The organism is Kibdelosporangium aridum (genome assembly GCF_900176515.1).
Lineage (GTDB): Bacteria > Actinomycetota > Actinomycetes > Mycobacteriales > Pseudonocardiaceae > Kibdelosporangium > Kibdelosporangium aridum.
In genome coordinates this window covers 104778-117055 of record NZ_FWXV01000002.1, presented here as the reverse complement: position 1 = coordinate 117055, position 12278 = coordinate 104778, and the positions used below count along the sequence as shown (strand labels likewise).

Genomic DNA, 12278 nt, shown 5'->3' with positions numbered 1-12278 from the left:
GTTGGACAACGTCAGGACTGCCACTGTTGGCGGGAAGTTGCCTAAAGAATAATTTCTGCCATGGCTGAGACAATCTTCTTCCTGATCCTGGTAACGGCTCTGATCTACGGTCTGCAGCGCAACCACGTGCGACTGCCCTACAAGCAGTTGGCAGGCAACACGGACTTCGAGGTCCGGGACACCACTCGAAGGCGCCCGATCCTGTCTCCCTAGGGTCACGCGGCACTGACACAGCTGGTAACAAGCCCGTCATCGCTGGGTAAGGGCTGCCGAAACTTGCCGTTCCTAAATTTCCAGGATGGCACTCGATCAGGCAGTACCTACCCAGCGCAGCGGTGCTACGAAGGAAACACTGGAGGACTACACCCTCCGGTTCGCGCCGCGCAGCTACCGGCGCTGGTCGCCGGCGGTTGTCGGGGCCTCCGCACTCGGCGGGATGGCCTACATGGCCGACTTCTCCATCGGTGCGGGCATCGGCCTGACGCACGGCACGTCCAACGCGCTGCTGGCGATCCTGTTCGCCGCCGCGATCATCCTGGTCACCGGCTTTCCGTTGGCGTACTACGGAGCCCGCTACAACATCGACCTCGACCTGATCACCCGTGGCTCGGGCTTCGGGTACTACGGCTCGGTGCTGACGAGTGTCATCTTCGCCAGCTTCACGTTCATCTTCTTCGCCCTCGAGGGCTCGATCATGGCGCAGGGCCTGCGCTACGGCCTCGGGATGCCGCTCTGGCTGGGGTATCTGGTCTCCACACTGGTGATCATCCCGCTGGTGATCTACGGGATGAAGGCGCTTGCCAAGCTGCAGACGTGGACCAATCCACTGTGGCTCGTGCTGATCGTCGCGCCGATCGGGTACCTGGTCATCGCCGATCCCGGTTCGGTTGAGCGGTTTCTCTCCTACAAGTCCGGTGTGGACGTCGCCGCGGTGATGCTCGGTGCCGGGGTCTGCCTGTCGCTGATGGCGCAGATCGGCGAGCAGATCGACTACCTGCGGTTCATGCCGCCGAAGACCGAGGCGAACAAGCGCTCGTGGTGGATCTCGGTGATCGCGGCCGGGCCCGGCTGGGTGTTCTTCGGGGCAGCCAAACAGATCATCGGTGTCTTCCTCGCCGTGTACATTTTGGACGCCGTTGGGGCGACGGCCGCGGTCGAGCCGATCGAGCAGTTCACCGGCGCTCTCAAGCAGATGATGCCGCTGTGGCTGGTGGTTCCGCTGGCGCTGCTGCTCGTCGTGCTCAGCCAGGTCAAGATCAACGTCACCAACGCGTACTCGGGTTCCTTGGCGTGGACCAACTCCGTCACCCGGGTCACCCGCCGATACCCGGGACGGCTGGTGTTCGTGGTGGTGAACCTTGCGTTCGCGTTGGTCCTGATGGAAGCGGACATGTTCAGCTTCCTGAACAACCTGCTGAGCTTCTACTCCAACTGCGCCATCGCGTGGGTCGTCACGGTCGCCACCGACATCATGGTGAACAAGTACTTGCTCGGCCTCTCGCCCAAGCAGCCGGAGTTCCGGCGCGGCATGCTGTACGGCTTCAATCCAGTTGGCCTGACAGCGTTCCTGGCGTCCTCAGGGATCTCCATCGCGATCTACTTCGGTGCTTTCGGCTCGGGCGTCCAGCCGTTCTCCCCAGTCGCCGCAGTGGTGATCGCCCTTGTGCTCACGCCGCTCATGGCGATCGTGACGCGCGGCCGTTACTACTTGCGCCGGACCGACGACGGAATCGACGAGCCGATGCTGGACGAGGACGGCAACCCGAGCGCAAAGCGTTACACCTGCCAGGTTTGCGAACAGAGCTATGAACGGCCGGACGTCCTGGCCAGCGCGCAGGGCGGCGTGATCTGCTCGCTGTGCCTGAGCACCGACCGGACCGGAAAACACGTATTGCCCGCGCAAGCAACATGATCGACCGGCCCCCAGTCACCTTGCCAACGCCTGTACGGTGGTAAGGACCACTGGGGGTTGTTATGTCCACGTCGAGCGCGGACGTGCTCATTTGTGGTGCCGGGCCGGCGGGTCTGGTACTGGGGAACATACTGCGGGCCGAGGGGATTCGTTGCCTGATCGTGGAACGGCAGAGCCGTGCCCACGTGGAAAGCCGTACCCGCGCGGGCTTCCTCGCCGCGAACAGCGTCCGGATCCTGAGCGAGAACGGGCTCGCGGAAGGCTTGCACACCAACGGACAGCACCATGACACGTGCGTGTTTCGCGGTGATCACGGCGAGTTCGAACTCAAGTACAGCGGGTTGGGCCGTGGCGAGATCCACACCGTGTACCCGCAGCAGGACCTGGTGCGTGACCTGATCGCGGAATTCCTCAACAGGGGCGGCGAAATCCGCTTCGCCACGGAAGTGCAGGAGATCGACCCGCACGACGCGGCTCTGCTGCTCGCCGACGGTTCCCGGTTGACCGGTCGCTTTGTGGCCGGATGTGATGGGCAGCGCGGCGTTTCCCGCCAGGCCGTTCCCGCGCAGGTGTACCACTGGGATCACGGGATTTCGTGGTTCGCGCTGTTGGCTCAGGCACCGCCGAGCATGGCCGCGGTGATGTATGCGATTCACCCCAACGGTTTCGCGGGACACATGGCCCGCACCGCCACGATCACCCGGTACTACCTGCAAGTCCCGCCGGGGTTCGATCCGGATGCGTGGTCGGACAAGGAGATCTGGGACGAGCTGCACGTCCGGATGCGGGCCGACCAGCACGGCGAACTGCGCACCGGGCCGTTCGTCGAGCGCCGGGTCGTGGACATGACATCGCACGTGATGGACCCGATCCAGCACGGCACGCTGTTCCTGGCCGGCGACGCGGCCAGCCTGATCAGCCCGTCGGCGGCGAAGGGCGCGAACCTCGCACTGATGGCCGCGGAAGTGCTCGCGAGGGCCCTGGCCACGCAGATCAACCTCGGCGACGCGCAGCCGTTGATCCGCTACAGCGCGGAAGTGCTGCCCCGGATCTGGCGTGCGCAGGAGTTCTCGCACTGGATGATCGACCTCTTGCACGGCCCTTTCGGGAACGACAGCGATTCGGTCTTCCTGCGATCGTTGCAGCGCGCGCGGCTGGAAAGTCTCCGCGACTCGCGTGCGCACCAGGACTTCTTCGCGGAGAACTACATCGGAGTCTGAGTCGCCGTGGGGGAGACGTGCCTGACGAGGAAGCAACCGAGTTCGGTGGTGAGCCGATCACCACTCCGCGGACCGTGCGGAAAGCACCGGCCCACCGTTTGCTCGGCCTGATGACGGGTGCCTGGCAGACCCAGGCTCTGGCAGTCGCAGCGTCCTTGCGGATCTTCGACCACCTGGCCGACAGTGAGTCCACTGAGGACTTGGCGGAGAAGGTCGGCGCTCATCCGGACAGTCTGCTCAGATTGTTGCGATATCTGGCCAGCTTGGGCGTTTTACGTGCGTCTGGCGGCGGTTACGCGTTGACCTCCTTGGGCGAGCTGCTCCGCACCGACGCGCAGTATTCGTTGCACCCGTTGGCGTTGCTCTACGGCGGATCGTTCTATGAGTCCTTCGGCTCGTTGGAACACGCCGTCCGGACTGGGCAGGACGCGTTCGAGCACGTGTTCGGTGCGCACCACTTCGACTACTTCGCCGCGCGCCCGGAACTCGGCTTCACCCGCGTTTCCCGAGGGTTCGCGATTTCTGAAGCCATGTACGGCTGGAACTCACGGGTGCAGGTCGTGTGCTGACCATGGCCGACCACTGGAGTTCGTGAACCGGACAGTACGGCGGCCAGTTGATCGTTGCCGTGCAACGAAGTCTCGTCGAGCCTTCCTCATAGAACTGGGGAGTTTGATCGCCATGGCTGGACAGACCACGACTACGTTGGTCGGGAACTTGACTGCGGATCCAGAGCTGACTTTCGCTCCGTCGGGTGCAGCGGTCGTGAACTTCACGGTTGCGAGCACGGCGCGCGTGTTCGACACGGCATGAGCGGACGGGTTGCTCCTGCAAAACCATTGGTGAACCGACTTGCTCCGCTGATGTACTGATGTGCCACCGTGAGTGGGCCACGTGACGGAGGTAGTAGTTGTGACGGGTTATGACGCGCTTGCCGAGGTGTACGAGTGGCTCATCTCCGATGCGAAGCTGGCTCCGGCCGAGTTCGCTGCGTCGTTCGATGACGTCCTCAGTCTCCTGCCGTCGAACGCTCACGTCCTCGATTGCTCGTGCGGAACCGGACAGTTAGCGGTTGGCCTCGCCGGTCTTGGCATCCAGGTTGTCGCAACTGATGCCAGCGAAGCGATGGTTCGTCGGACTGCGGAGTTGTCTGAGGAGTTCGGTGCATCTGTCCGGACAGTGCGGGCGGACTGGGAAGAGTTGCCCGACCATTTTGATGACGTCACCTTCGACATGGTGTTCTGCGTTGGCAACTCGCTGCATCATGCCGTGGGCGCGAGAGGCAGGGTTGCTGCTCTGGAGTCGATGTCACGGCTTCTGCGCCGTGGTGGACGCTTGGTGCTCACCTCCCGCACGTGGGAACTCGTGAGGGCCAGAGGTTCCCGACTGAACATCAGTGACCGACTCGTCCGCCGGAACGGTCGCGATGCCGTCGTGGTCTACCGCTGGGAGATTGCACCGCTTTGGGAGGAGGAGCACCACATCGAGATTGCAGTCGCGCAAGTTGATGCGGCTGGGTCGGTTCTTGTCCGCTCGGAACTGCTGTCGTGCTGGCCCTACCGATACGACGAACTCGAAGTCGAGTTGCGCCGGGTCGGACTTCGGACGGAAATGAGCACGTTCAACCCTGAGGCCGAGAACTACATGGTGGTGGCGAGCAAAGTATAGAAATCGGGCTCAACTACCCGGAAAGCCAGTTTCGATCATTCGCTCATCGGCAGAAGAGGACGTCATCGGCAGGACGTGATGTACACGCCGACATCGTTCGTTAGAAGGTGTTCACACCAAGCCGCCAAGCGACAGGATGGTCCCATCGCTGGCAACGCGGTGGTCCACTGACCTTGGCAAGTGACAAACAGCGTCGCTCGTCTGGCTCAGCGACAAACTTCTGCTGGATTGGTGTGGGATGTGCCTGTGACCTTGGGATGCCCGAGTGCGTGGGCGTAGCGCTCGGCTGCTTTTACGCTGATGCCGAACAGATCGCACAGGCGACGGACGTCTCCTCCTGTCGCGCTGGCAGCGATGACGGCTTGGGCCGCGTCGTTGGAGTTCAACGCCTGCTGGAGTGCCGCGACCCGCAGAGGCATGGGGGTCCGTGTCTCGGGCCTGCCCGTGCGAATGTGGGTGGTCGGATTGGTGAAGATCATCCGGCGTGCTTTGAGCAACCGGAACAACGACCGCAAGGCTTGCCCGACCAGCGACCGGTCGCTGCCCTGGTCAGGGAGGGCGGTCTTGACCTGGTCACGTGTGATCTCACGCAGGGACGTGTGTCCGTCGGCGGCCCACGCCTGCAGTGCGGGCAATGCGTAGCGGATGCGCAGCCGGATAGTGGGTTCGGCCCGTGGACGGCACCGCGGTGGAGTGGTGCTGCCCAGCCGCAGAACGTCAAACCACACACGGACTTCGTCACGCATCAGACCGGGCAGGGACTCGGTCTGCCGGTCGAACCATGCGAGCAATGCAGGTTTCCGGTCGCTGTCGAGAAGTCCTGCGGACTCCAACACATCCAGCACTGGTTGTACGGCCAGCGAGATTTGTTCGAGCTGCGAGACCTCGGTCGTCCTGATCACGCTTCCTGCTGTGTCCTGAATGGACAACAGGATGCGGATGCCCTTGCGGGCATCGTTGAGCCTTGTCTTGCTCCATCCGTGCGCGGAGGCGTGCTCGTGCGCGGCCAGGTCGAGCAGCCTGGCGAACTCGGGATCGGGCGGATCCTGAAATCCTCGCCGCTGACCGCGGGCGATGTCGCGGGTCAAGTCGACCAAGCTGAGTTGGCGGTGCAGGACTGGGTACTCGCGGTGGCGGCGCCGAGGTGTTGCGGGCGGCGCGGGTGTTGAGCGCCTTTGCCTGAACAGATCAGCGAAGTACAGCTGCTGTCCGTGCCGGTTGGCCTCGAGGATGCTCAAACCTGTGCCGTGAGGACGTTCTCCAACCGACTGGCGCCAGCAGAGTCGGCAGAAGCCGTCCGCGTTCACGGTGATGGTGCGGTGGCACGACAAGCAGGTTCCTGGAGCGGGGAACCTCCGTCGCAAACCGCGGCATCACTCGCACAACCACTTGTTGGTCCTGGTGACGCCCCAGCACAAGCAGTCCACGCAACTGTCGATCACCTGGGGTGCGAAGCGATGGCACCGCTGACAGAGCGCGGCCGAGTAGTAGAGCTCGGACGAACCACACTTCCGACACGGCGGTGGCGTGACCGGTCCACCCGGTGAGCACGGGTAGCAGTGCTGATGCCGAGGCGTAGCGACAGGCCGCAACTTGCACGTCGAACAAGTACGCGGAGACGTCACGCCGGCGGCAGTGATCTGTTCCTGCCGAGTCGTGGCATCACAGACGTTGACCTGGTGGCGGTGTTGTCGGCCGCGCGCTTAGGCCGGCGAGCGGCGACCTTGTCCGGCTCACGGACAAGCAGGTCGGTGGCTTGGCAGTCCAGCACGTCGCAGATGACGAGTCGTAGAACCGAGCCAGGGCGCCGGCCTTGCCGTGAACCGTGCTCCCAGCGAGCCCCAACCCCTTGCGCTGCTGGTGGAGGAATCCGTCCACGTCCAGCGGCTGCGCGGTCCACACGTGACGGCCGATGTGCCGGATGAAGGCGAAGAGCACGGAGCGTTCGTGCGCGATGTGGTTGTCGGTGGTGCCAGAAGCGGCGGCCGCCAGCGCGTACTGGTCAACGAGCTCCTGCTCGAAGTCATCGAGCTCTAGCGGCGACGGCGAACGCACGGCCGTTCCTGCGGACCGCACGACAGCCAGCCTCACCGCGACTCCTTCAGTTCGTTCACGAAGATCAGGTGTCATGAATGTCAGAGACCCTTCAGGAATCCTGAAGGAGGGTCAGTCTTCCGTTCGCGCCGTGCGAACCCAGGCCGACCTCGAAGTTCGTCTGATCAGCAGCTTTGCTCAGCAGGAGAACCCGCGGCAGTTGCTACAGCGATGGCCGCGAGTGCGTCGATCTTCGGCCAAGTGGCCGAGGTCTTCGACTTCCTTCCCTTGCCGTGGCATGGGACGTGCACATGCTGTGCAACGTCGGCGGACGGGAGCGCACGATCAGCCACTACCGTGAGCTCCTGGCCGAGGCGGGATTCACCGTGACCGCCCACCATGACCTGCCGCTGGACTTCTCCCTGCTCACCTGTGAGCTTAGGTAAGAATGGGGTATGGAGTTCTTCTGCTACCACCGGGACCGGCCCGGGTCGCTGCCGCTGCGCGAGAAGCTGATCGAAGCGCACTGGTCCTACATGGACCGGTTCGAGAGTCAGCTGATCGCGCGCGGACCGACATTCGTCGGTGAGGTCCCGACCGGCAGCGTGCACATCGTCGATCTGCCGGATCCCGTGGCGGCGAGGGCTTTCGCGTTCGAGGAGCCCAACTATCAGGCAGGAGCGTACCGGGATGTGCTGCTTCGCCGGTGGCGCAACATGTTGGGTCGCACGATGTGGGACTTCCCAGGTGGCATGCAAGGTGGCAACCGGTACCTGGTGCTCGGCTTCGGCACGGGCGAAGCAGCTGATCTCGACGTGCCGGCAGATCAGGACGGGCTGATCGCGTACGGGCCGCTGTTGTCCGACGACGGCACCAACTGGTTGGGGACGGCGATGTTGGTCCAGGCATCGGACCCCGACACGGCACGGTCTTTGCTGACGGTGCATCGGTACGCCGAAATCGAGGTCCACGACTGGGAATTCGGCGGACGACGGTAACGACAGGGAACCGATCGGCGCCCGCGACAGTCCAAGATCACGCCACGGAGAGTCGCGGATGTCGAGGGGCCGTTCGCGACTCTCTCGTGGCCTAGCGTGCTACGGAGCCGTTTCGGTCCAGGTGACCGGCAGTTCGTGCACGCCGTAGATGTTCATGTCGGTCTTCAGCCGCACCTCACTGGCGGGGATGGCGAGCTCGAGGGTCGGGAAACGGCGCAGCAGACCGGCGAAACCGGCGCGCATTTCGATGCGGGCCAATTGCTGGCCGAGGCACTGGTGCACGCCGTGGCCGAAGGACAGGTGACCACGAGCCTTGCGATGGATGTCCAGGGTGTCGGGGTTGTCGAAGCGCTTGGGGTCGTGGTTGGCGGCCAGCAACGAGACGATGACGGTCGATCCCTTGTTGATCGTCTCGCCACCGAGCTCGATGTCGTCCGCGGCGTAGCGGAAGAAGATGTCGGCGACGGACAGGTAACGCATGAGTTCCTCGACCGCGTCAGGCACCAGATCCGGGTCGGCACGAAGCTCGGCGAGCTGCTCGGGGTGCTCCAGGAGCGCGAAGGTGCCCAGTGCCAGCATGTTGGCTGTGGTCTCGTGACCGGCGAGCAGCAGCATGAAACCGATGCCGACCAGTTCCTCGATGCTGAGGTCCTCGTCGCCGGCCAGGTCGGACAGGATGTCCTCGCTCGGCTCGGCGCGCTTGCGCGTCACCAGTTCGGCCAGGTACGTGGTCAGTCCGCCGACCGCGGCCATCTTGTCCTCGAGCGTGATGTCCTTCTCCAGGAACTTGGCGGAGTTGGCCTGGAAGGTCTCCCGGTCGGCGTAGGGCACACCGAGCAGTTCACAGATCACCAGTGATGGCACCGGAAGCGCGAAATGCGTGACCAGATCGACCGGCGGGGTGAGCCGCGCCAGCTCGTCCAGCTGCCGCTCGGCGGTGTCGATGATGTGCTCTTCGAGCTGCTTCATTCGCTTGACCATGAAGGCACCGATGAGCTTGCGCCGCAGCCGGGTGTGGTCCGGCGGATCCATCGCGACGAACACGCCCGGCATCTGCGGGGACGGTTCGGTGGGGGCGGGCATCCCGGGAGTCTCGTACGGCATGTGCAGGATGCCGATGTCCTGACGGGAGCTGAACCGGGTGTCGGCAAGCAGTTGGCGGACCGCCTCGTACCCGGTGACGAGCCAACCCTGGTGACCGTCGGGAAAGACCATGGGGCTGACCGGCCGAGCGTCGCGCAGCCGGGTGATCTGACTCGGCGGATCGAAGGGGCTTGCGTCGCGGTCCATGGGCAGGCCGTGCGGGATGGGGACCGTCTGGCTCATCGGATGTCCTTTCGTGGCGGTTGCCGACCACGATCGACGAGGCACCAGACACGCGACTGACACGGCCCTGACACCGGCCATGCCAGAGACATGGCCGGTGCAGTCATCACTTACGGGTGCGGACGCGATACAGCAGGATCGCCAGCGTGAACGAGAACGCCAGCAGCCCAGCCAACCAGACAAGCGCGGTCCAGCCGCTGTCGCCGATCGGCGTTCCGGTGAGCAGCCCCCTGGTCGTCTCGATGACCGGTGTGATCGGCTGGTTGGCGCTGATCGCGCGCAGGAACGACGGCATCGTGTCGGTCGGGACGAACGCGCTGCTGAGGTACGGCAGGAACAGCATGAAGAAGCTCAACCCGCTGGCGGATTCCACGCCCTTCGCGATCGCGCCGAGCCCGGCGGCGAGCCAGGACAGAGCCAGGACATAGAGCAGCAGCAGGCTGGCGGCGAGCAGCCAGTCGACGAACGAACCGTTGGGGCGGAAGCCCATGGCGATCGCCGTGCCGATCACGATCGTGGTGGTCAGCGCGTTGCGCGCGATGCTTGCGACGACGTGGCCCGTCAGCACCGCGAAGGTGCTGATCGGCATGGATCGCAGCCGGTCGATCATGCCGTTGTTCATGTCGTCGGCGACGGACATCGCGGTCGATGCGGCGCCGTATCCGACACAAAGCAGGATTGTTCCCGGCACGACGTAGTTGATGTACGCGGTGCCGGTGTTGATCGCGCCGCCGAAGACGTACACGAACAACGCCATCATCAGCAGCGGCAACAAGATTGACAGGAACAGGGTTTCGCCGTTGCGCCGGGTGAGCCGGATGCTCCGGCCGATCATCGTCAGCGCGTCGCTCAAGGCGTTGGCGACTCCGCCGTGCCGGATCGCTGCGGTGGTCATGCGTTCGCTCCTTCACGGGGACGGTCCGCGGTGACGGCCATGAAAACGTCGTCAAGGGTCGGCCTGTGCGACGACACCCGGGCGACTGAAACGCGGAAAGCCTCCAGGTGATTCAGTACTGAGTGGACGTGCGCCGCAGTGCCGTCCGATGGCAGGTCGAGCACGCGTCGTTCGCGATTCACCTGGCCTCCCAGCAGTTCCGCGGCCCGCAGGACGCTCGTTTCGTCGTCGAAGGTCAGTTCCATGCGCTCGCCGCCGACTTGGGCCTTGAGCGAGTCGGCCGTGCCGGACATGGCCACGGCGCCCTTGTTGATCAGCACGATCCAGTCGGCCAGCCGATCGGCCTCTTCCAGGTACTGGGTCGTCAGCACGACGGTCGTGCCGGCCCGGACCAGCTCCTTGATCGCGTCCCACATCGTTGTCCGGCTGGCCGGGTCGAGGCCGGTGGTCGGCTCGTCCAGGAAGATCAGCTTCGGCTCGGCGACCAGGCTCATCGCCAGGTCCAGCCGCCTGCGCATGCCGCCGGAGTACGTCTTGACCCGGCGGTGCATCGCGTCGAGCAGGTCGAACCGCTCCAGCAGCTGGTCGGCGCGCCGCCGTGCCGCCGACCGGCCGAGATGCATCAGCTGGCCGGTCATGACCAGGTTCTCCCGGCCGGTCTGCTCGTTGTCGACCGCCGCGTGCTGGCCGGTCAGGCTGATCTCGGCGCGCACCTTCGCCGGTTCACGCACCACGTCGTGCCCCGCGACCAGCACCTTCCCGGCGTCCGGCCGGGTCAGCGTGGTGAGGATCCGCACGGTGGTGGTCTTGCCCGCGCCGTTGGGCCCGAGCAGCGCGTACACCGAGCCTTCCGGCACGTGCAGGTCGATCCCGGCTAGCACCACGTTGTCCCCGTAGGCCTTCTTGAGGCCCTCTACCTCGACGATCATTGCCCCTCCCCGCTACTGCGTATGTGATACGCGAATTAGCGTAGCATCTACGCAGTAAGGCTGCGCAAGCCCGGCTTCTCTAAACTGGCCGCGAGGAGAGGGAGCGGATGACCGACCAGACCGAGCTGCCGGAACACATCGCGCTGCTGTGGGGCGCGCGGGAAACGGCACGGCGCGGGCCGAAACCGGCACTGAAGGTCCGCGACATCACCGAGGCCGCGATCGCGATCGCGGACGCCGAAGGACTGGCGGCGGTCTCGATGGCGAAGGTTGCCGCCCACCTCGGCAACTCGACGATGGCGCTGTACCGCTACGTGAGGAGCAAGCGCGAACTGCTCATGCTGATGGGCGACGCGGCGCTGGAGCCGCCACCGGAGTTCCCGGAGAACACGGGCTGGCGCGAAGGCCTGGAGACGTGGGCGAAAGCGATCATCGCCGCGGTGGCGCAACACCCGTGGTACCACGAGATCCCGGTGAGCGCGCCGCCCTTTGGGCCGCACAACCTGCAGTGGTTCGACCGAGGGCTCGCGACGCTGGGCGAGACGGACCTGACCGAGCCGGAGAAGGCCGGTGTCGTGATGGGCCTGCTGACCTTCCTGCGCGGCGAGTACCAACTACGCGCGCAGCTGGCGGCCGGATACCGGGAAGACCCAAGCGCCTTCGGCCGCCAGTACCACAACGCGTTGACGCAGATCCTCGACCCGCGCGAGTTTCCCGCGCTGACGAAACTGGTGGCAGCAGGCGTCTTCGACGAGGACTCATTGTGGGACGAGGACGGAATAGACACCGACTTCGACTTCAGCCTGCAGCTCTACCTCGACGGAGTGGCCGCGTACGTCGAGAAACGCGCTAGTCCGCAGTAGACAGTTCGGGCAAGATGCGGTGATGACCTGGATCTTCGCCTCAGACCGCAACTTCCAGCCGTACGACTACACGGCAACGAAGAGCCAGCTGCTGCTGCGCAGCGGTGGAGTGACCCGGATCGACGTCCTGTTCAGGCTGGTCCGGGTGCAGAAGCTGTGCGGTTGGTACGCGGGCCTGCGGATCCGGCACGCGACGGAGGCGGAACGGCAGCGGATCGAGGCCGAGACGCCGAAGGTCGTTTATGACGACGAGGACGTGTTCTTCGTGGTGGAGGAGGGCACCGGGTTCGACTACGTCGTCGCGGGTGACGTCCGTTGGCACGAAGGCCCCGACCCGGGTGTCGAGGCCGGCCACTTCGCCGACCCGGACAACGTCGGCTCAGCGCTCCGGAGGTAGTCGTGAATACTTGGGTTGAGGTGGACCGGTGAGAGG

At 64.7% G+C, this 12278-nt stretch carries 14 protein-coding genes and 1 pseudogene; 10 read left to right on the top strand and 5 right to left on the bottom strand.

Going from position 1 to position 12278, the window contains the following annotated elements:
• The first annotated feature begins 60 nt into the window (after positions 1–60).
• From B9C43_RS56665 to B9C43_RS09980, 6 genes and pseudogenes are all read left to right on the top strand, one after another.
• Positions 61–213, top strand: a complete 153-nt coding sequence (locus B9C43_RS56665; RefSeq protein ID WP_160096458.1) for a hypothetical protein — start codon at positions 61–63, stop codon at positions 211–213.
• Between the two features lie 85 nt (positions 214–298).
• Positions 299–1912 carry a purine-cytosine permease family protein gene (locus B9C43_RS10000; protein ID WP_084425765.1) on the top strand — a complete coding sequence of 538 codons (1614 nt, stop codon included), beginning with the start codon at positions 299–301 and terminating at the stop codon, positions 1910–1912.
• A 62-nt stretch (positions 1913–1974) separates the two neighbouring features.
• Positions 1975–3132, top strand: a complete 1158-nt coding sequence (locus tag B9C43_RS09995) for a 4-hydroxybenzoate 3-monooxygenase (RefSeq protein ID WP_084425764.1) — start codon at positions 1975–1977, stop codon at positions 3130–3132.
• Between the two features lie 17 nt (positions 3133–3149).
• Positions 3150–3701, top strand: a complete 552-nt coding sequence (locus B9C43_RS09990; RefSeq protein WP_200825521.1) for a methyltransferase family protein — start codon at positions 3150–3152, stop codon at positions 3699–3701.
• Between the two features lie 112 nt (positions 3702–3813).
• Positions 3814–3936: pseudogene (locus tag B9C43_RS09985) on the top strand (single-stranded DNA-binding protein); the annotation flags it as partial.
• A gap of 108 nt (positions 3937–4044) precedes the next feature.
• Positions 4045–4800, top strand: coding sequence for a class I SAM-dependent methyltransferase (locus tag B9C43_RS09980; RefSeq protein ID WP_084425763.1), 756 nt, complete (start codon positions 4045–4047; stop codon positions 4798–4800).
• A gap of 206 nt (positions 4801–5006) precedes the next feature.
• Here B9C43_RS09980 and B9C43_RS09975 read toward each other — a convergent pair whose 3' ends face one another.
• Together B9C43_RS09975 and B9C43_RS09970 are read right to left on the bottom strand one after the other, a co-directional pair.
• On the bottom strand, positions 5007–6038 hold the full coding sequence (locus B9C43_RS09975; RefSeq protein ID WP_143446258.1) for a hypothetical protein: 1032 nt from the start codon (positions 6036–6038) through the stop codon (positions 5007–5009).
• Positions 6039–6462: 424 nt separating this feature from the next.
• Complete coding sequence (locus B9C43_RS09970; protein ID WP_200825520.1) at positions 6463–6891, bottom strand: hypothetical protein; 429 nt, start codon at positions 6889–6891, stop codon at positions 6463–6465.
• 236 nt (positions 6892–7127) lie between these two features.
• Here B9C43_RS09970 and B9C43_RS57490 point away from each other — a divergent pair, with 236 nt between their 5' ends.
• Both B9C43_RS57490 and B9C43_RS09965 read left to right on the top strand, forming a co-directional pair.
• Entirely contained in the window at positions 7128–7280 is a 153-nt protein-coding gene (locus B9C43_RS57490) for a hypothetical protein (RefSeq protein ID WP_200825519.1), read from the top strand.
• Between the two features lie 9 nt (positions 7281–7289).
• On the top strand, positions 7290–7832 hold the full coding sequence (locus B9C43_RS09965) for a YciI family protein (protein WP_033381012.1): 543 nt from the start codon (positions 7290–7292) through the stop codon (positions 7830–7832).
• Positions 7833–7931: 99 nt separating this feature from the next.
• Here the strand turns inward: B9C43_RS09965 and B9C43_RS09960 are convergent, their stop codons facing one another.
• The 3 genes from B9C43_RS09960 to B9C43_RS09950 all read right to left on the bottom strand — a co-directional run bounded on the left by B9C43_RS09960 (position 7932) and on the right by B9C43_RS09950 (position 10982).
• On the bottom strand, positions 7932–9158 hold the full coding sequence (locus tag B9C43_RS09960) for a cytochrome P450 (protein WP_084425761.1): 1227 nt from the start codon (positions 9156–9158) through the stop codon (positions 7932–7934).
• 106 nt (positions 9159–9264) lie between these two features.
• Entirely contained in the window at positions 9265–10053 is a 789-nt protein-coding gene (locus B9C43_RS09955) for an ABC transporter permease (protein WP_084425760.1), read from the bottom strand.
• Complete coding sequence (locus B9C43_RS09950) at positions 10050–10982, bottom strand: ATP-binding cassette domain-containing protein (RefSeq protein WP_084425759.1); 933 nt, start codon at positions 10980–10982, stop codon at positions 10050–10052. The genes B9C43_RS09955 and B9C43_RS09950 overlap by 4 nt, the downstream gene beginning before the upstream one ends.
• 107 nt (positions 10983–11089) lie before the next feature.
• Here B9C43_RS09950 and B9C43_RS09945 point away from each other — a divergent pair, with 107 nt between their 5' ends.
• Both B9C43_RS09945 and B9C43_RS09940 read left to right on the top strand, forming a co-directional pair.
• Positions 11090–11845 carry a TetR/AcrR family transcriptional regulator gene (locus B9C43_RS09945; RefSeq protein ID WP_084425758.1) on the top strand — a complete coding sequence of 252 codons (756 nt, stop codon included), beginning with the start codon at positions 11090–11092 and terminating at the stop codon, positions 11843–11845.
• 22 nt (positions 11846–11867) lie between these two features.
• Entirely contained in the window at positions 11868–12242 is a 375-nt protein-coding gene (locus tag B9C43_RS09940) for a hypothetical protein (RefSeq protein WP_084425757.1), read from the top strand.
• Positions 12243–12278 lie beyond the last annotated feature (36 nt).